Raw genomic sequence first — 18,437 nt, forward strand, 5'->3', positions numbered from 1 at the left:
GACCGCATGGAATTGCGGTGCGATGACTGCTGTATTTCAGGAGCTAAAATGACTGTTTTTTCAACTCGTATTTCGCCTCTGGCCTTGGCCTGTGGCTTGGCTTCCACCTGTGCAATGGCCCAGGACCCTACGCTGACCAATCCGGCGATCAGTGCGGTTTTGGATGGCTATTATCAAACGGCGGATCGTCCCTTGGCCGAGCGTCAGGAAGGTTTTGGTCTGGGGGAAACCGAACTGGCGCTCAGCGCCAATATTGACGATATGTTCTATGGAAAAGTCACCACCATCATAGAAAACCATGATGGTGATACCGAAGTGGAGCTGGAAGAGGCTTTTATTCAAACTTTGGCGATGCCGGCAGGGTTTGCGGTGCGTGCCGGTCGTTTCCTGTCTGACGTGGGCTATCTCAATAACCAGCATCCCCACACAGACGCCTTTACCGACCGACCGGCGGCTTACCGTGCATTCTTGGGCAATCACTACTTCGATGATGGTATCCGCTTGAACTATGTGGCGCCGACTGATCTTTACTGGGTCATGGGGCTGGAGGCCTTCAAAGGTGACAAGATGCGTGCCGAGGATGAACACGGTGAACGCGAGTTCGAGGATGTGGGTGTCTACACCGCTTACACCAAGATAGGCGGTGATATAGGGGCAGACAGCTCATGGCAGCTGGGGTTGTCATATCTGCGCAATGAAAATGGCCGCCTGACCCCTTTTGAAGAGCACGCGGGTGAGGAAGAGGTGCATGATCACGACCACGAAGGTCACAGTCATGGTGCTGCTTATACGGGGGAAAATACCTATATTGCCGACTTTGTTTACAAGTGGGCGCCCAACGGCAACTACAAGTATCAGCATCTGACTGTGAGTGGTGAGTATTTCCGGGTGGCGGATTTCGTTGCCGAGGCCGAGCATGAGCATCATGAGGATGAACACGTTCATGCGGAGCCGAAAGATTACCATCAGGGCTGGTATCTGAGCGGTGTCTACCAATGGAGCCCCAGCTGGTCTACCGGGATCCGTTACGGTGAGCTGGATACCCAGCACGCCCATGACGATCATTTCCACGGTCAGAAGCTGAAAGAAACCGAGGTCAGCTTGGCTTGGCATCACAGCCACTTCTCTACCGTAAGACTGCAGTACACCAATCAGCGTGGCACTAGTTTCGACGGTATCGAAGACGACAATGTTATCACTCTGCAATACGTTATGACTCTGGGGGCCCACGGTGCGCATCAATTCTAAATTTGTCGGCCTGGCCACGGCCGCTTTGACTCTGGTGGCCAGTTGGCAGGCTCAGGCCAGCCTGAATATTTTTGCCTGTGAACCTGAATATGCCGCGTTGGCCAAGAGCTTGGCGCCGGATGCGGACATCTATTCGGCCACAACCGCCTTGCAGGATCCTCACCAGGTGCAGGCGCGGCCCAGTTTAATCGCCAAGATGCGCCAGGCTGATCTGGCGGTCTGCGCCGGTGCGGATCTGGAAATCGGTTGGTTGCCTATGCTGCAGATGAAATCTTCCAACGCCAAGGTGCGCTCTACGGATCAGGGGCTGTTTTTTGCAGCCGATCAGGTTGAGACCCTGGATAAGCTGGATTCGGTCGACCGCAGTATGGGGGATGTGCACGCCAAGGGGAATCCGCATCTGCACTTTGACCCTTATCGGATGCTGGATATCGCCAAGGCGCTGAGCGCCAAGCTGGTGGCCCTGGATCCTCAAGGAAAAGCCGACTATGAGGCTGCGCTCAAGGCATTCAGCGAGCGTTGGCAGCAGGCTATTCCCAACTGGGAAGCCGAAGCGGCATCACTCAAGGGCAAGAAGGTTATCGCCTATCACACCAGTTTCCGCTATCTGTTCAACTGGTTGGGAGTTTCTCAGGTCGCGGATCTTGAGCCCAAGCCCGGGTTGCCTCCCAGTAGTTCACATTTGGCTTCGCTGCTTGAACGGGCAGGGCAAGGGGATGTCAGTGCCGTGGTAGTGGCATCCTATCAGGATGAACGTGGCGCCAACTGGTTGGGTGAAAGAGCCAAGCTGCCGGTATTGGTATTGCCCATGTCGGTCGGTGGTAACGCCCAGAGCCAGGATCTTTTCAGTCTGTATGACAGCGCCATCTCGCTGCTCAAGAGTGTGAATTGATTATGGACAGCGGACTGTTCAGCATACTTCTGCCGGCCTTTGCGGCCGGCCTGCTGGTGCTCTCAACCCATGTGGTATTGGGGCGCCAGGTGTTGAAGCGCGGGATCATCTTTATCGATCTGGCGATTGCCCAAGTCGCGGCACTGGGGGCGATAGTGGCGCATCTTAATCATGATTTGGAGGAGATCCCTTATTCTCATGTATGGATGCCGGCATTGTTTGCCCTGGCCGGGGCCGGAATCATAGCCTGGTTGTCACGTAAAATGGCCTCTGAACTGGAGGCCATGATCGGCTGCTTCTATGTGTTGGCTGCAGTGGCTGCCATGTTGTTGCTCTCCAACGACCCCCATGGTGCCGAGCTGCTCAAGCAACTGATGTCGGGGCAGATCCTTTGGGTCAACTGGCCACAACTGATCTTGCCGGCTCTGGTTTATGCTCTGGTGTTGGGGCTATTGCTGTGGCGCCCGTCTTTGCTCAATGGCGCCGTGTTTTATCCCCTGTTTGCCCTGGTGATAACCCTGTCTGTGGAGCTGGTGGGTGTCTATCTGGTGTTCAGCACCTTGATTCTGCCGGCACTGGCGTTGAATAAATACAGCGGCCGTTTCGCACTTGGCTGGGCCTATCTGGTCGGAGTATTGGGTTATGTCGCCGGTCTGTGGGCCTCGGCGAGTTATGACCTGCCTAGTGGGGCCGCTATAGTGGCAACTCTGGCACTGAGCGCTCTGCTGTTTCGTATACTGTTAAGTTTCAGCGATCGTCACTGAGTTCAGGAAACTGAGAACAAGCCTCAAAATGCGGCCCGGCGGCCGCATTTTTTTTGCTGTTAAAAATCAGCGCACAGATGTAAACAAAAGATTGAGCCGCAGCAGGCCTGTAGCTATACTGTCCGCCGTTGCATAAGCGGAGTAAATTTATGCTGTTGATAGTCCGTTCTCTGCTGCTGGCAGTGCTCTTGTTGCTGGCCTTTGTTTTTGGTGGCATTTTTTGCATTTTACGCCCGAGACACAGAGATAATGTACACCTGTTTGCCCGACTTTTTTCGGCGGTAGCGCCCATATTGGGTGTTAAAGTTATAGTGCGAGCAGGCAAAACCAAACCGGGTGAGCCCTGTATCTTCCTGGCGAATCACCAAAATAATTTCGATATGTTTACCCATACTGCTGCGGTTCCCAAGGGCACTGTCAGCCTGGGGAAGAAAAGTCTGTTGTGGATGCCGCTATTTGGTCAGCTTTATTGGCTTTCGGGTAATATTCTCATCGATCGCAAGAACCGTGCCCGCGCCTTTGAAACCATGGCCGAAACGGCGCGCAAGATCAAAGAGAAATGCCTTTCTGTGTGGATCTTTCCTGAGGGTACCCGTAGTCGCGGTCGCGGCCTGTTGCCCTTTAAGGCTGGAGCATTTCATACCGCTATAGCCGCCGGGGTGCCTATGGTGCCTGTGCTGGCTTCCAATCAATGCCATATTAAGCTCAACCGCTGGAACAATGGTGTGGTGATTATTGAGATGATGGAGCCGGTGGCAACCCAAGGCTTGAGTAAGGCTAATGTCAAAGAGTTGTCCGATAAGATCCATGCCACCATGGCCAGTAAGCTCAAACAACTGAATGCCGAGGCGGCAGCACTTATGGGTAAAACTGTGCCCGCGGATATCGTATAATACCCTCTGACCTATTTTTTCGGAGACAAGCATGTCCATTGAACGTCTGTTGCAGGCACAGAAGCAGGAAAACCGTGACATTATTCAGTCCTTGCTGGATGACGGTTCTGAGGCCGATGCTGAATACACCATAGAGCACCATTTTTCGTCCACTAACTTTGACCGTCTGGAAAAAGCCGCAGTCGATGCCTTTAAATTGGGCTTTGAGGTTAACGATGCTGAAGAGGTGGAACTGGATGACGGTAGTCTGATTTTCTGCTTTGACGCTATAGCCTATCATCAACTGGAAGCCGAGCTTCTGGATAAGGCCTGTGAGCAATTGCTGCAGCTTGCGGTCAAGCACAAGGTCGACTATGACGGCTGGGGCACCTATTACATAGGTGACGAGCTGGAAGATGAAGACGACGAAGAGCAGGACTAAGTCCTGTTACCAATAAAAACACCGGGTTCTTGACCCGGTGTTTTTGTTTCTGCCACCTTTACCGGCAGATTGATTTTCAGTTGTAGTCTACCGGCTTTTCGCCAATGACAACCGGAAGTTCTATCTGTTTACCGGCGCGGATCACCTGCAGGGTGACCTTGGTACCGGGGGGGGTCTCGGCAATCCTGTCCATCAGCATATAGATGCGGGTAACGTCTTCACCCTGATACTGAGTGATTACATCTCTGGGTCTCAAGCCAGCCAGCGCTGCCGGGCCATTAGGTTCTATGCCGGTCACAACTACGCCGCGAAGATCCGGCAAGTTGAGTATTTGTGCCACAACCGGGCTGACGTCTTCACCCGAGATCCCCAAGGCACCGCGAATAACCCGGCCATCCTTGATCAGTTTGCCCATGACGGCGTAGGCCAGCTTGATGGGAATGGCGAAGTTGATGCCATGGCCCCCCCCTTCACCACCTATCTGGAAGGCGGCAGTATTAATGCCTATGAGTCCCCCATGGGTATCAATCAAGGCGCCGCCCGAGTTACCGGCGTTGATGGCGGCGTCGGTTTGCAGAAAGTCCAGGTAGCCTGTACTCAGGCCATTACGGCCGGTGGCACTGATGATCCCCTGAGTGATGGTTTGTCCCAGGTTATAGGGGTTACCTATGGCCAGCACCACATCGCCCACCTGAGGAGGACTGTTGAGGTTAAGCGGCACCACGGGCAGATTTTCGCCTTGGATCTCCAGCACGGCCAGGTCGGTTTCCGGATCCTGACCGACCACTTCGGCACCGAATTTTCGGCCGTCCTGTAATGCCACTACAATCTCATCGGCCTTCTTGACTACATGATAGTTGGTGAGAATGTAGCCTTCTTTGCGCATGATAACGCCTGAGCCCAAGCCCTGCAGCGAACCGCCGTTAAGGGGGCGGCTTTGGTTGATGCTCAGGCTGTAGATGTTCACCACTGCAGGCGCGGCGCGGCGTACCGCTTTGGCAAAGGACAGCTCTGCACCACTGTTTCCCCTGAACTGCAACAGGTTGCCACCAAGATTGCCTTCGCCCATAAAACGGCTGACCAGCAGAAAGACTGCCGCCATTACCAGGCCAAAGACCACTGCTTTGCAGATATAGATCAGGGTTTCTTTCATTGTGATGACATTGCTGAATATTAAAAAAGGCTCGTTAGATTAGCATGTTTCTTGCTATTGCGAACAATAGTCAAGGCTCGGGAAGTTAATTTTGCCCTGAATTGGGCGCCGGAAATAAAAAAAGCGGGGAGCACCCCGCTTTTTCAGGATGGTTGTTAACCTCTGAGGATCAGATACAGGTTGCTATTGCCCCTGACTATCTTCAGCGCCACCGCGCCTTGCTGCTCTTTAAGCTCCTCTTTCAGCGCTTTTAGGGTGGTGGTCTTGGTGCGGTTAACCCCAATAATCAGGTCACCTTTTTGTAAGCCACTCATGGCCGCTGGAGAGTTCTGGGCGATATCGGTGATTTCGATACCTTTCTTGCTGTTCTCCAGTGTGGCACCGGCCAACATCGGATGAACAGCACCCGCCGCAGTTTCTTTCACTTGGCTGGCTTCGCCCAGGGTAACTTTGACTGTCTTGTCATCACCATCACGTATCAGGCCAAGCTCTATTTTACTACCGGCACCCATGGTGCCAATCTTGGCCCGCAGTTCTTGGAAGCTCTTGATCTTGCGCCCATTGATGCTGACGATAATATCACCGGCCTTGATGCCTGCCTTGTCGGCGGCGCTGCCTTCCATTACTTCGCTGACAAAGCCACCGTGCTGGGTCTCGAGACCGAAGCCTTGAGCCAGTTCATTATCCAGATCACGACCCATAACCCCCAGCACGCCGCGGCGCACTTCGCCGTGTTCGATTATCTGATCCACCAGGCTGTGAACCATGTTGGCCGGTATCGCGAAACCGATACCTACGTTACCGCCGCCGGGAGCCACAATAGCGGTATTGATACCGATAAGCTCGCCGCGCAGGTTAACCAAGGCGCCGCCTGAGTTACCGCTGTTGATGGCGGCATCGGTTTGAATAAAGTTTTCCAGCATCTCTATGCCAAGGCCGGTGCGCCCCAGAGCACTGACGATACCTGAGGTGACGGTTTGCCCAAGACCGAAGGGGTTACCTATGGCTACGGCAAAGTCACCGACTCTTAAGTCATCCGAGTCGGCGGACTTGATTGCCGTGAGGTTGTCGGCTTCAATCTGCAGCAGAGCGATATCGGCGTCTTTATCTTTACCTATCAACTTGGCCTTTATTTCACGGCCGTCGTGTAGACCTATTTGAATATCATCGGCGCCATCAATCACATGGTTGTTGGTGACTATGTAGCCCTTATCGGCATCTATGATGACACCGGAGCCCAGGCCGCGGAAGGGGCGCTCCTGTACTTGCTCCTGAGGGGCATTGGGGCCAAAGAAGTAGCGGAAGATATCCGGTACCCGTTGGCGGGAAACCTGAGTGCCGGAAACGGCGACAGAGACAACTGCTGGAGTAGTTTGCTCCAACATGGGGGCCAGGCTCGGCATGGTTTGGCCGGCAACAGCTTGAGGTAGAGCGGCCTGGGAAACCACAGGAGCCAGTGTCAGTGTGGCTCCAAGCAGGGCGGCGGAAACAAGAGATAACTTGGTCTTCATCTATGCATTGCTCCTAATACGGGATCAAATAACCATGTACTGTTTGCCACCAAGGTGGCTGAATCTTAAAGGCTCTTTTACGAGCGTTCGGTAATTAATCCGACTTTAATCTTGTTTAAAAAGTTCATCCTTCATTAATAAAGATTAATTTTTAATGCTTTCCGGCGAGAGTACGGCGTCACTCTTGTCATCAAGGTCACTGATACTGGTTTGCATAAATGGCAAAGGGGCCAGCTGCTCCTCTTTGGCTAATCTTTGGCTGCCCTGATTCCAGTGCTGATTAAGGCGATTGATTTGCTCTGTCAGTTGTCCCAGCAGTGCTCTTTGTTCAGCCAGATGATCACTGACTTCCTGTTTGTGTTGGCTCAACTCCATCTTGCTGCGTTCAATAGCCACACTTTTACTACTCTTGCTGAGTCCGCGGCTGACCAAGGTCTTGCCGATATAACCCAGTATTAACCCCAGAATGAAAGCCGCAAACACCAGTGGCCATTCCATATCGACTCCTTAAGTTTGTCTTTGTGTCTTAAGTTTTTGCCCGATCCCATAGGGATAAAAGGCAAAATATACCCCGAGAGTGGGTCTCATGATACCATTTGCCGCCCCGACTCTGTTGCTTGAGTTGGGCTAGGGAAGATGCGAACCAGTCCTTGTGGGACTTGTTCGCATCTTCCCTAGTACCCATCAAATAAGGTTAAAAGAGAAGAATTCAAGTGTCGCAGTTAACCCCTTGGCAGCATTACCAACAAGATCTCACCCGTGAAGATTTCAGCCATGACCCGGCGCAGGAGCAAGCGGTAAAGGCATTGCAGCGTGTTTATGATGAGCTGCAAAGGCCGCAAAAGTCCGGATGGCGCAATTGGTTCAGCCGGGAAAAAAACAGCAAGGTTCAGGGGCTTTACCTCTGGGGCGGTGTTGGGCGCGGCAAGACCTACCTCATGGACACCTTTTTTGATGCCCTGCCGGGTGAGCAGAAACTAAGGGCGCATTTTCATCGCTTTATGCACAGAATTCATCAGGAGCTGGACGCGCTCAAGGGAACCAGGGATCCTCTATTGGTGATAGCCAAACAGATGGCAGCGAAATATAGAGTGATCTGTTTCGATGAGTTCTTTGTTTCGGACATCACGGATGCCATGTTACTGGGCACTCTGTTCGAAGCCCTGTTCAAGGAGGGCGTGGTCTTGGTGGCCACCTCCAACATAGTACCGGATGATCTTTATAAAAACGGTTTGCAGCGGGCCAGATTTTTACCGGCTATCGCCGAGATCAAGGCCAACTGCCAGGTGCTGAATGTCGATTCAGGAATCGACTACAGACTGCGAACTCTGGAGCAGGCTGAGATCTACCATCATCCACTCGATGAAACGGCCGAATCCAACCTGCAACGTTATTTCACCCAACTGGCGCCCGAGTCGGAAGTCTCTGAATCGCCGCTGGAAATAGATGGACGCAGCATAGTGATCCGCAAACAAGCCCAAGGTGTTTTGCTGGCCGACTTTAGAGCCCTGTGTGATGGACCGCGCAGTCAGCGGGACTATATGGAACTGGCGCAACTGTTTCACACTGTGCTGCTCAGCGGCCTGGAACAGATGGGCGCCCAGCAGACAGGGGATGATATCGCCCGCCGGTTCCTGGCGCTGGTGGATGAGTTCTACGAGCGGCATGTGAAACTTATCATCTCAGCCGAGGTGCCGCTCGAGCAGATTTACACTGATGGGCAACTGAGTTTTGAATTTCGCCGTTGCCGCTCCCGCCTGATTGAGATGCAGTCCCGGGATTACCTGGCGCTGGAACATCTGCCATAGCTAAAGGGAAAATCCGCTTAGATGCGGGAAATTCAATCAAATAGCCATACTCAATAAGCCTTGGATGGCGGCAAAGTGCTAACAGCTTGAAAAAGATCGTCTTTTAAGGCGAGATATTAAAAAGCAGGTGATTTTTAGTTCAGCTTTGACTATAATCCGCCACCTGCCCACGTTACTCCGCCGATTGGGCGGATTTAAAGCCAGTTTCTTTGCTCGAAGGGGCAGAGAAAGGCATTTTTGTGTTATCTGCATCCGCAGGTAGCATGTGACAGAATTTAACTTTGGGTTTTTGTAATAATGAAGACTTTTACTGCTAAGCCAGAAACTGTAGCTCGTGACTGGTACGTTGTTGATGCCGAAGGTAAGACCCTGGGTCGTATCGCCACTGAAATCGCTCTGCGTCTGCGTGGCAAGCACAAGGCTGAGTACACTCCTCACGTAGATACCGGTGATTACATCATCGTGATCAACGCCGAGAAAGTAACTGTGACCGGTAACAAGGCTGCAGGCAAGACGTACTACTCGCACTCAGGCTTCCCAGGTGGCATCAAGCAAATCAGCTTCGAGAAGCTGCAAGCTCACAAGCCAGAAATGATCATCGAGAAAGCAGTCAAGGGTATGTTGCCAAAAGGCCCCCTGGGTCGCGCCATGTTCCGTAAGCTGAAAGTTTACGCTGGCGCAGAGCACAACCACGCTGCACAACAACCTCAAGTTCTTGATATCTAAACGGGATTAAGCAAATGGCTGCAACTCAGTACTACGGCACTGGCCGTCGCAAAACTTCAACTGCTCGCGTATTCGCTAAAGCAGGTAGTGGCAACATCGTTGTTAACCAACGTCCTCTGGATGTTTACTTTGGTCGTGAAACCGCTCGTATGGTTGTTCGTCAACCGCTTGAGCTGGTTGAAATGACTGAAAAACTGGACATCTATGTAACTGTTAAGGGCGGTGGTATCACTGGCCAAGCTGGCGCTATCCGTCACGGTATCACCCGTGCTCTGATGGAGCTGGACGAAGCTCTGCGTCCTACTTTACGTTCTGCTGGTTATGTAACCCGCGATGCTCGTAAGGTTGAACGTAAGAAAGTGGGTCTGCGTAAAGCACGTCGTAAGCCACAGTTCTCCAAGCGTTAATATCGCTTTCGAGATACCAAAAACCCAGCGTATGCTGGGTTTTTTTATGGTTGAGATTTATCTCTGACAGCCCTGTATACTTTGGGCACTTGCGGCATAAAGGGAGAAAATCATGAGTTGGCAATTGTTGTTGATAGCCTTGGGTTTGGTATTGATACTTGAAGGCCTTGGGCCCTTATTGTTCCCCAACCGCTGGCGTCGTTATCTGCTGGAAGTGGCTTCCCAACCGACCGCCATCATGCAACGCCTGGGCGGCGTCCTGGTTGTTGCAGGAATCGTCATATTGATTATTTTTTCATAAATACTTGCCCCTTCCATGCCAATATCTGTTAGAATCCTGCTTTAACCGCAACCTTGCAGCAAACAATGGGCAAAAATGTAGTTGTTCTCGGCACTCAATGGGGTGACGAGGGAAAAGGTAAGATTGTCGACCTTCTGACCGAACAGGCAAAATTCGTAGTCCGTTACCAAGGTGGCCACAACGCTGGTCATACTCTGGTTATCGATGGTGAAAAAACCGTTCTTCATCTGATCCCCTCAGGCATTCTGCGCGATAACGTCAAGTGCATTATCGGCAACGGCGTGGTTTTGGCGCCCGATGCTCTGATGAAAGAGATCGGCATGCTGAAAGATAAAGGTATTCCGGTAGAGGAACGCCTACTTATCTCTGAAGCTTGTCCTCTGATCCTTCCTTTCCACTGTGCGCTGGATATCGCTCGCGAAAAAGCGCGTGGTAATAAGGCTATCGGTACTACAGGACGCGGCATAGGCCCGGCTTATGAAGATAAAATTTCCCGTCGCGGTCTGCGCGTAGGGGATCTCTTCAATCCGCAGCTATTTGCCGAGAAGCTGAAAGAAGTGATGGCCTATCACAACTTTATGCTGACAGAGTACTATAAGTGCGAAGCCGTTGATTACCAGCAGACTCTGGATGAAGCGTTGGCTCTGGCAGACTATTTGAAAGGTCTGTGTGTGGATGTCACCGAATTGCTGGATCAAGCCCGCAAGAATGGCGACAACATACTGTTTGAAGGCGCTCAGGGCACATTGCTGGATATCGACCACGGTACTTATCCATTTGTAACCTCTTCCAACACTACCGCGGGTGGTGTGGCAACTGGTTCTGGATTCGGCCCTCGTCATCTGGACTATGTCTGCGGCATCATCAAGGCTTATACCACCCGTGTGGGTGCCGGCCCATTCCCGACTGAACTGGAATGTGAAATCGGCGATCACTTGGGAACCAAGGGCCAGGAATTTGGTGCGACAACCGGTCGTAAGCGTCGTCCGGGTTGGTTGGACATAGTGGCTATGCGCCGCGCGGTTCAGATCAACAGCATCAGTGGTTTCTGCCTGACCAAGCTCGACGTTTTGGACGGCTTGAAAGAAGTGAAGCTCTGCGTAGGCTATCAGCATCCAGACGGTACTGTGTCCAATGTGACTCCGCTGGCAGCAGAAGGCTATGAGCACGTTACTCCTGTGTATGAAACCATGCCAGGCTGGAGTGAAAACACCTTTGGTGCCACTTCACTGGAGCAACTGCCACAGGCAGCAATCAATTATATCAAGCGGATTGAAGAACTGCTGGAAACACCTGTCGATATCATCTCAACCGGGCCAGACCGGAATGAGACCATGATTCTGGTGAATCCATTCAGTTAAGTAAAAAGGCCGCCTAAGCGGCCTTTTTCGTTTATGGGGCTTACACTGTTTGCCCTTAAGAATTGGGTTATACTGCCGATGAAAAGACAGTCTATTTGTCATCAGGACAGCTTATGTTGCGTATAGCCCTATTACTCTTGTTAGTAACCAGTGCCAATGTGTTGGCCGTAGAAACCAAGGCCGTGGATATCTACAGCCAGGAAGAACTGCTGGAGCTTATTCGCAGCAAGCAATACCTGACCCGGGTCAAAGCCGATGACTGTCAGCTGGTGCAGGATATTGAGGCGCGCGCCGAAGTGCTCAAGCAGCCGTTGTACCAGTACCTCTGGGGTGAAATGCTTAATTTCGGCATCTGCGTTAAGGCCAATCCACCCAGAGGAATATCGCTGCTCAGGGATGCCGCCGAGCAGGGCAGTGCCGAAGCCATGGTGCGCATTGCCGAGTATTATAAAGATGGCAAGTTTGTACTTCAGGACAAAGAACGTTCGGTACAGTACCTGTTACCCGCTGCCGCCAACGGTGACTTGCCGGCCAGGATGATGCTGGTCGAGCTGTTTGCCAAGGGGTATGGCAGCCCAAGGGATTATGTCTTGGGGTATCACTGGCTCTACAACCAGGTGTTCAGCGATGAACAGACCCAGCAAGACGCCAAAAGATTATTGCAGCTGTTAGCGGCTAAAATGCCCGCCAGTCAGGTGGAGAAGGCCAAAAATGAACATCTGCAAAGCCGTTAATTAGCTTGTCGCATTGGATGCGACAACGAAGAAATTGGAAATTGAATGATAAAAGATCCTCATTTTGAGCGAGAACAAGATAAGTACGACAACCCCATTCCCAGCCGGGAATTTATATTGGAATATCTGCGCTCGCAGACCTCTCCCCTGAATCGTGAGCGGATCGCCACGGCCCTCAACATCTCTGACGAAGAACAACTCGAGGCGCTGCGGCGTCGGCTGCGTGCCATGGAGCGCGATGGTCAGCTGGTATTTACCCGCGGCCAGTGTTATGGCCTGCCGGAGCGGATGGACTTGATCCAGGGCACAGTGCTGGGCCACAGAGATGGCTATGGCTTCTTCCGTCCCGACGAAGGCGGCGATGACCTGTTTATCAACCATGGCGATATGCTCAGGTACTTCCATGGCGACAAGGTGTTGGCGCAGAAGGCCGGGGTTGATCGCAAGGGACGCCGCGAAGCCCGCATAGTGCGCCTGGTCGCCGAGCGAACCGCCGCCTTGGTGGGGCGTTTCCATGTCGATTGCGGCATGGCCTTTGTTATCGCCAATGATAAGCGTATTACCCAGGAAATATTGATAGACAACGCCGATCGCAACGGTGCCCGTCAGGGTGATGTGGTGGTGGTAGAGCTTACTCGCAGGCCGGGGCGCTATGTCAAAGCCGCCGGTAAGGTGGTCGAGGTGCTGGGTAAAGAGATGGCTCCGGGAATGGAGATAGAGATTGCCCTGCGCAACTATGATCTGCCCCATACCTGGTCTGCCGCCATCGAGAAGAAACTGAACAAGATCCCCGATGAAGTGCAGGAACAAGATAAGTTAGGTCGGGTTGACCTGCGACAACTGCCCTTGGTCACCATAGACGGTGAAGATGCCCGCGACTTTGACGATGCCGTCTATGCCGAGTGCAAGCGCGGCGGCGGTTGGCGCCTGTGGGTGGCCATTGCCGATGTCAGCTATTATGTACGTACTCAATCGGCACTGGATCAAGAAGCCCGTGCCCGAGGCAACTCTGTGTACTTCCCGTCACAGGTGATCCCCATGTTGCCGGAAAAGCTCTCCAACGGCCTGTGCTCCCTGAATCCGGGAGTCGACCGCCTCTGTATGGTGGCCGAGATGACAGTATCGGCGGCGGGTAAGTTATCCGGCTACAAGTTCTATCCGGCGGTGATGCATTCCCACGCCCGCTTCACCTATACCCAGGTGGCGGCCATGCTGGAAGGCGAAGAAGGCCTGGAAGAGCATAAGCCTTTACTGCCGCATCTCAAGGTGTTGCAGGAATTGTATCTGGCGCTCGATAGCCAGCGGGCCAACCGTGGCGCCATCGCCTTTGAGACGCTGGAAACCCAGTTCATCTTCAATGAGCAGCGCAAGATAGACAAGATAGTGCCCAGAGCCCGTAACCAGGCGCACAAGATCATTGAAGAGTGTATGATCCTCGCCAACGTGGCGGCGGCCAAGTTTGTTAAAAAGCACAAGGGTGAAGTCCTTTATCGGGTGCATGAAGCGCCATCCGAGCAGAAGCTGACTCAGTTCAAGGAGTTTCTGGCTGAGCGGGGGCTCTCCATGGGCGGCGGTCTCGAACCCGAACCCAGTGACTACCAGGCGCTGATGGAAAAAGTACAGGGTCGCGCCGATGCCGAACTTATTCAGGTGATGTTGCTGCGCTCCATGCGCCAGGCGACTTACACACCGGACAATGAAGGCCACTTTGGTCTGGCGTTGGAGGAGTATGCTCACTTTACTTCGCCCATTCGCCGTTATCCTGACTTGGTGTTGCACAGGGTGATCCGTTACCTGCTCGCCAAAGAGCGTGGCGAAGCGAGCGACAAGTGGACCCCGGACGGTGGCTATCACTATCAGCTCGATGAGCTGGATCAGCTTGGCGAAGAGTGTTCCAACACTGAGCGCCGCGCCGATGAAGCCACCCGTGACGTCTCCGACTGGCTCAAGTGTGAGTTTATGCAGGACCATGTGGGTGACACCTTCGATGCGGTGGTGGCTTCCGTCACCAGCTTCGGGCTATTTGTGCGCCTCAATGCGCTGTTTATCGACGGCTTGGTGCATATCTCTACCCTGGGCAGCGACTACTTCCAGTATGATCCCATGCGCCAGCGCCTGATAGGTGAGCACTCAGGGCAGATCTACCAGATTGGCGATCCTGTGACAGTTAAAGTCGCCTCGGTCAATCTGGACGACAGACAGATAGACTTGCTGATGGTGGACGAAGAGGGCCGCAGCCAGCGCCGCAAAGGCCGCAGCAAGAGTAAGCCGCTGACCGCTCGGGAAAGGGTCAATATTGAAGGAGCCCGCCGCTCGGCCAAGGCACAGAAACCGGCAGGTAAAGGGAGCGCCAAGTCTAAGTCCACAGGCGCATCCGCCAAGAGCAAATCAACCAAGGCTGCCGGCAACGCCGGGGCGAAAAAGCCCAAGGCAGCCAAACGAGTCAAGAGAAAGAAGTAAATGAAAAAACAGGAACTGGTGTTTGGCATTCACGCGGTCGAGTCTTTGCTGAAACACGCTCCGGAGCGGGTATTGGAAATGTGGCTGCTCAGTGGTCGTCAGGATGACAGGATCAAGCCCTTGTTGGAGATGGCGGCTCAGTGGGGCATTCGCCCCCAGCAGGCATCCCGCAAAACACTGGATGACAAGGCCGAAAGCTCTCAGCATCAAGGGATCATCATCCGGGTACGTCCGGCCAAGGTCTTGACCGAAAACGATCTGGAAGCCCTGCTGGACAACACAGACTCGCCATTTTTACTGATCCTGGATGGCGTCACAGATCCCCACAATCTGGGGGCCTGTCTGCGAAATGCCGATGCGGCTGGGGTTCACGGCGTCATAGTGCCTAAAGACAACTCCGTGGGACTGACGCCGACCGTCAGCAAGGTGGCTTGCGGCGCGGCCGAGACAGTGCCGCTGTTTCAAGTGACCAACCTGGCGCGTACCATGAAGCGTTTGCAGGAACGGGGTGTGTGGATTGCCGGCACTGCAGGCGAGGCCGACAGCACCCTGTTTCAGGCAGACCTCAAGGGAGCTCTGGCCATTGCTATGGGCGCCGAAGGCAAGGGACTGAGACGCCTGAGCCGTGAAAGCTGCGACACCCTGATCTCTATTCCTATGGCGGGCAGTGTTTCCAGTCTGAACGTGTCGGTGGCGACCGGCATCTGTCTGTTCGAAGCCGTGCGTCAGCGCCTCTAACTGCCGAGCGTGACTAGCTCTCTTTGGGATACGGGCGGTGAGCTGCACGGCTGTACCGGCCCGTATCCCAGACAACTGCAACAAGGCTATCTGGGTGAAATCTATGGCATGGCGTTCTTCGAGCGCCTCGGCCAGGATTATCATTCTCAGGTAACCGAGAGCCAGTTAACAGCAAGTCAGTTAACAGAAATCCACTTAACTGAAAGCCAAGCCGTGTTTTCTCTACTGTTCAAGGTGGAGCAATATACTGCCAAGGCTTTGCTGAAACTGCTGCCTGAACTGACGAGTCTGGACGAGGCATTGTTGGAGCAAGTGCGCATGCAAGCGCAGAAAGAAGTGGACAGTTGGCTTAAGCTTCCCTGGCATGAGCTGCTTGCGGCGCTAAGCCTCTGGGTTGAACCTTACCAGCAAAAATATGCCAAGTGGGCGGATGATGCCGAGATCAACTCTGAGTACGGCGCTGCCTTTCGTCTATTGGAGCGGCATGAAACCGCCATCTATCGCTATCTGCAGGCGCTTGAGCGCGGTGACAAGCGTTCAGCGTTAATCCTGGAGTGTTTTCTTGGAGCTCTTTAGTTGAAAGAGCTCTTCAAGCGAGGGAGTTACTGAAAGGTATAGAGCAGGTTGAAGGTGGTGATGGTATCTGTCTGTCTACTGCCTTCCGGCACCACTTCTGTATATTTGACGTTAAAGCCTATTTTGAAGGCCCAGTCCTGAAACAGGGTATTTTTATAGCCCATGTCCAGCGCCAGGGTGTTGTTGTTTTCGCCCACCTCGGCGGTCAGGTCGGCAGTGAAACTGGTGTATTCGTGGATTTTCTGCTCGAACTTGGCCGCGGTTCGCAGGATCACATCCTTTTCGGCCACAGGGTCCGGAGCGGCATCGGTTTCCTTGGGCATGTTGTATCGGTAACCCGGGCCGACTTCGAAGCTCAACTTGGTACGACGGGTACTGATGGCATCGAAACCATAACCACTGGACGCGGTATAAATTTCTGTGTAAGAACCGAACTTGTCCCAGATAAATTCGCCGCGGCCGAAGATATAGCCGCCGTTGAGTTTGTAGTTGGACTGCAGTTGCAGATTGTACTTCTCGGCAGTGGTTTTTTCAGAGTCAGAGGCGAAATAGGCCTTGAGGGTTCCTTCCTGTTTGGCGTTTTCCGTGTCGTAAACCAACTTGGTGCGACCATTGAAACTGCTTGAGTCTGTGTTACCAGTGTTGAGCTGAAAGCCGGCCTCAATTTCTGCGGTGAAGTCGCTCGGAGGCTCGCGATAATCCGGAGGCACCAAGGCCCACGCCGAAGTCGGTAGCGCAAACAATAACGCCAATACAGAGGATCTTGTCATTATTCTTGTGTCTTTTGCTGTCACTGCCATAAATTTAGCGTCACATAATACCTGCTGATGGGGCCGAGGCAAAGTTATTGCTTGAGTTTACCGCGGCCTTTATGTACTATTTCGCGCCTAATTCAGTCACATTAATTTTCGTTCCTTGCCTCCATTTGGTCTGACTGAGCCAACCACGAGGCTAGATAACCGTAAGGAGCACTAAATGCGTCATTACGAAATCGTATTTATGGTTCACCCTGATCAGAGTGAACAAGTACCAGGTATGATTGAGCGCTACACAGGTGTTATCACCGAAGCTGGCGGTCAAATCCATCGTTTGGAAGACTGGGGTCGTCGCCAACTGGCTTACCCAATCCAGGATCTGCACAAGGCTCACTATGTTCTGATGAACGTTGAGACTACTGCAGAGTCTGTTGAAGAGCTGGAAACTGCTTTCCGTTTCAACGACGCCGTTCTGCGTAGCCTGGTGATGCGCACTAAAGCTGCCATCACTGAAGCATCTCCAATGGCCAAAGCTAAAGACGAGCGCGATTCACGTCGCAGCGCCGTTAGCGAAAAAGCTGCTGAAGAAACCCAAGAAAACGCTGAAGCAAGCGCTGAGTAAGTTTTTCTGTGACCACCAATCACTTGGTGTTGTCCGGTACCGTCATTCGGTCCAGACACTTTGATAGCCCGGCTGGAATACCTCACACGGTACTTCAACTGGAACACAGGTCGCAGCGTTTCGAGGCCGATTTGCCCAGAAACGTCTACTGCCAACTTCAAGTGATATTGAGTGGTGAACGCTTCAAGAGCGTAGCAGACAAGCTGAAAGCGGGTGTGGATATCCAAGTCAGTGGTTTTCTGGCTCTACAACAGAGTCGCAATGGCCAAAGCCGACTGGTGTTACACGCCGAAAATGTCGAATTGAAAAATTAGGAGACTGTCAAATGGCACGTTATTTCCGTCGTCGTAAGTTCTGCCGTTTCACTGCTGAAGGTGTTACGGAGATCGATTACAAAGATATCGCTACTCTGAAAAACTACATCACAGAAAGCGGTAAGATTGTTCCAAGCCGTATCACTGGTACTTCTGCCAAGTATCAGCGTCAACTGGCTCGCGCTATCAAGCGTGCTCGTTATCTGTCACTGCTGCCATACACTGATCTGCATCAGTAATCGGCACTGTTCTAGCTAGAGGAATTGATAATGAACGTTATTCTGCTTGATAAAATCGCAAACCTGGGCAACCTGGGTGACCAGGTATCAGTTAAGGCCGGTTACGCTCGTAACTACCTGCTGCCAAAAGGCAAAGCTGTTGTTGCCAACGCTGAGAACGTAAAAGTTTTCGAAGCTCGTCGTGCTGAGCTGGAAGCCAAATTGGCTGCCGACCTGGCCGCTGCCACTGCTCGTGCAGAGCAGATCTCTGCTCTGGAAGCGGTTGTTATCGCTTCTAAAGCCGGTGACGAAGGCAAGCTGTTCGGTTCTATCGGTACCCGTGACATCGCTGATGCAGTAACTGCTGCTGGCGTTGAACTGGCCAAAGCCGAAGTACGTCTGCCACTGGGTGCTCTGCGCACTACTGGCGACTTCGAAGTTGAAGTTCAGCTGCACACTGAAGTAAAAGCTGTAGTTAAAGTAACTGTTGTTGCTGAAGCTTAATCCCGGCTTTTACTAGAAAAACACCGCCTTC

22 protein-coding genes are annotated in these 18,437 nt (G+C 52.8%); 18 read left to right on the forward strand and 4 right to left on the reverse strand.

Annotated elements, in window-relative coordinates:
- Positions 1-48 precede the first annotated feature (48 nt).
- The 5 genes from RC73_RS09760 (at position 49) to rraB (ending at position 4,218) form a co-directional block, all read left to right on the forward strand.
- Positions 49-1,248, forward strand: a complete 1,200-nt coding sequence (locus tag RC73_RS09760) for a hypothetical protein (RefSeq protein WP_039034461.1) — start codon at positions 49-51, stop codon at positions 1,246-1,248.
- Positions 1,232-2,140, forward strand: a complete 909-nt coding sequence (locus RC73_RS09765) for a metal ABC transporter solute-binding protein, Zn/Mn family (protein ID WP_039034462.1) — start codon at positions 1,232-1,234, stop codon at positions 2,138-2,140. Before RC73_RS09760 ends, RC73_RS09765 begins: the two co-directional genes overlap by 17 nt.
- A gap of 2 nt (positions 2,141-2,142) precedes the next feature.
- Positions 2,143-2,904, forward strand: coding sequence for a metal ABC transporter permease (locus RC73_RS09770; protein WP_152608431.1), 762 nt, complete (start codon positions 2,143-2,145; stop codon positions 2,902-2,904).
- Positions 2,905-3,053: 149 nt separating this feature from the next.
- On the forward strand, positions 3,054-3,797 hold the full coding sequence (locus RC73_RS09775) for a 1-acylglycerol-3-phosphate O-acyltransferase (protein WP_039034463.1): 744 nt from the start codon (positions 3,054-3,056) through the stop codon (positions 3,795-3,797).
- Positions 3,798-3,828: 31 nt separating this feature from the next.
- Positions 3,829-4,218 carry a ribonuclease E inhibitor RraB gene (rraB, locus tag RC73_RS09780; RefSeq protein WP_025009331.1) on the forward strand — a complete coding sequence of 130 codons (390 nt, stop codon included), beginning with the start codon at positions 3,829-3,831 and terminating at the stop codon, positions 4,216-4,218.
- 76 nt (positions 4,219-4,294) lie between these two features.
- On the opposite strand, the gene degS is transcribed toward rraB, so the two are convergent.
- The 3 genes from degS to RC73_RS09795 all read right to left on the reverse strand — a co-directional run bounded on the left by degS (position 4,295) and on the right by RC73_RS09795 (position 7,380).
- Positions 4,295-5,377 carry an outer membrane-stress sensor serine endopeptidase DegS gene (degS, locus tag RC73_RS09785; RefSeq protein ID WP_039034464.1) on the reverse strand — a complete coding sequence of 361 codons (1,083 nt, stop codon included), beginning with the start codon at positions 5,375-5,377 and terminating at the stop codon, positions 4,295-4,297.
- A gap of 149 nt (positions 5,378-5,526) precedes the next feature.
- Positions 5,527-6,882 (reverse strand): Do family serine endopeptidase DegQ, encoded by a 1,356-nt coding sequence (gene degQ / locus RC73_RS09790; RefSeq protein ID WP_039034465.1) that lies wholly within the window; start codon positions 6,880-6,882, stop codon positions 5,527-5,529.
- Between the two features lie 144 nt (positions 6,883-7,026).
- Positions 7,027-7,380: a ZapG family protein gene (locus RC73_RS09795; RefSeq protein WP_052248117.1), complete on the reverse strand. Its 354-nt coding sequence runs from the start codon at positions 7,378-7,380 to the stop codon at positions 7,027-7,029.
- A gap of 215 nt (positions 7,381-7,595) precedes the next feature.
- Here RC73_RS09795 and zapE point away from each other — a divergent pair, with 215 nt between their 5' ends.
- From zapE to RC73_RS20745, 9 genes are all read left to right on the forward strand, one after another.
- Positions 7,596-8,690, forward strand: coding sequence for a cell division protein ZapE (gene zapE, locus RC73_RS09800; protein ID WP_039034466.1), 1,095 nt, complete (start codon positions 7,596-7,598; stop codon positions 8,688-8,690).
- A 297-nt stretch (positions 8,691-8,987) separates the two neighbouring features.
- Positions 8,988-9,416, forward strand: coding sequence for a 50S ribosomal protein L13 (gene rplM, locus RC73_RS09805; protein ID WP_025009334.1), 429 nt, complete (start codon positions 8,988-8,990; stop codon positions 9,414-9,416).
- Between the two features lie 14 nt (positions 9,417-9,430).
- Positions 9,431-9,823, forward strand: a complete 393-nt coding sequence (rpsI, locus tag RC73_RS09810; protein ID WP_025009335.1) for a 30S ribosomal protein S9 — start codon at positions 9,431-9,433, stop codon at positions 9,821-9,823.
- 112 nt (positions 9,824-9,935) lie between these two features.
- Positions 9,936-10,124, forward strand: coding sequence for a DUF2065 domain-containing protein (locus RC73_RS09815; RefSeq protein ID WP_039034467.1), 189 nt, complete (start codon positions 9,936-9,938; stop codon positions 10,122-10,124).
- A gap of 65 nt (positions 10,125-10,189) precedes the next feature.
- Entirely contained in the window at positions 10,190-11,485 is a 1,296-nt protein-coding gene (locus tag RC73_RS09820) for an adenylosuccinate synthase (RefSeq protein ID WP_039034468.1), read from the forward strand.
- Between the two features lie 113 nt (positions 11,486-11,598).
- Entirely contained in the window at positions 11,599-12,219 is a 621-nt protein-coding gene (locus RC73_RS09825; RefSeq protein WP_039034469.1) for a tetratricopeptide repeat protein, read from the forward strand.
- Between the two features lie 45 nt (positions 12,220-12,264).
- Positions 12,265-14,679 carry a ribonuclease R gene (gene rnr, locus RC73_RS09830; protein ID WP_039034470.1) on the forward strand — a complete coding sequence of 805 codons (2,415 nt, stop codon included), beginning with the start codon at positions 12,265-12,267 and terminating at the stop codon, positions 14,677-14,679.
- Positions 14,680-15,417, forward strand: coding sequence for a 23S rRNA (guanosine(2251)-2'-O)-methyltransferase RlmB (gene rlmB, locus RC73_RS09835; RefSeq protein WP_039034471.1), 738 nt, complete (start codon positions 14,680-14,682; stop codon positions 15,415-15,417).
- Between the two features lie 9 nt (positions 15,418-15,426).
- Positions 15,427-15,993, forward strand: a complete 567-nt coding sequence (locus RC73_RS20745) for a hypothetical protein (RefSeq protein ID WP_052248118.1) — start codon at positions 15,427-15,429, stop codon at positions 15,991-15,993.
- Between the two features lie 26 nt (positions 15,994-16,019).
- Here RC73_RS20745 and RC73_RS09845 read toward each other — a convergent pair whose 3' ends face one another.
- Complete coding sequence (locus tag RC73_RS09845) at positions 16,020-16,763, reverse strand: DUF481 domain-containing protein (protein WP_039034472.1); 744 nt, start codon at positions 16,761-16,763, stop codon at positions 16,020-16,022.
- A 205-nt stretch (positions 16,764-16,968) separates the two neighbouring features.
- Between RC73_RS09845 and rpsF the strand changes: the two genes are divergently transcribed.
- From rpsF to rplI, 4 genes are read left to right on the forward strand one after another with little or no spacing between them, the layout of a single operon-like run.
- On the forward strand, positions 16,969-17,370 hold the full coding sequence (rpsF, locus tag RC73_RS09850) for a 30S ribosomal protein S6 (protein ID WP_025009342.1): 402 nt from the start codon (positions 16,969-16,971) through the stop codon (positions 17,368-17,370).
- An 8-nt stretch (positions 17,371-17,378) separates the two neighbouring features.
- A complete protein-coding gene (priB, locus tag RC73_RS09855) occupies positions 17,379-17,684 on the forward strand; it encodes a primosomal replication protein N (protein WP_028779665.1) in 306 nt (101 codons plus the stop codon).
- A gap of 11 nt (positions 17,685-17,695) precedes the next feature.
- A complete protein-coding gene (gene rpsR, locus RC73_RS09860; protein WP_025009344.1) occupies positions 17,696-17,923 on the forward strand; it encodes a 30S ribosomal protein S18 in 228 nt (75 codons plus the stop codon).
- Positions 17,924-17,953: 30 nt separating this feature from the next.
- Entirely contained in the window at positions 17,954-18,406 is a 453-nt protein-coding gene (gene rplI / locus RC73_RS09865) for a 50S ribosomal protein L9 (protein WP_025009345.1), read from the forward strand.
- Positions 18,407-18,437 lie beyond the last annotated feature (31 nt).

It is taken from the genome of Shewanella sp. ECSMB14102 (genome assembly GCF_000813075.1).
Lineage (GTDB): Bacteria > Pseudomonadota > Gammaproteobacteria > Enterobacterales > Shewanellaceae > Shewanella > Shewanella indica.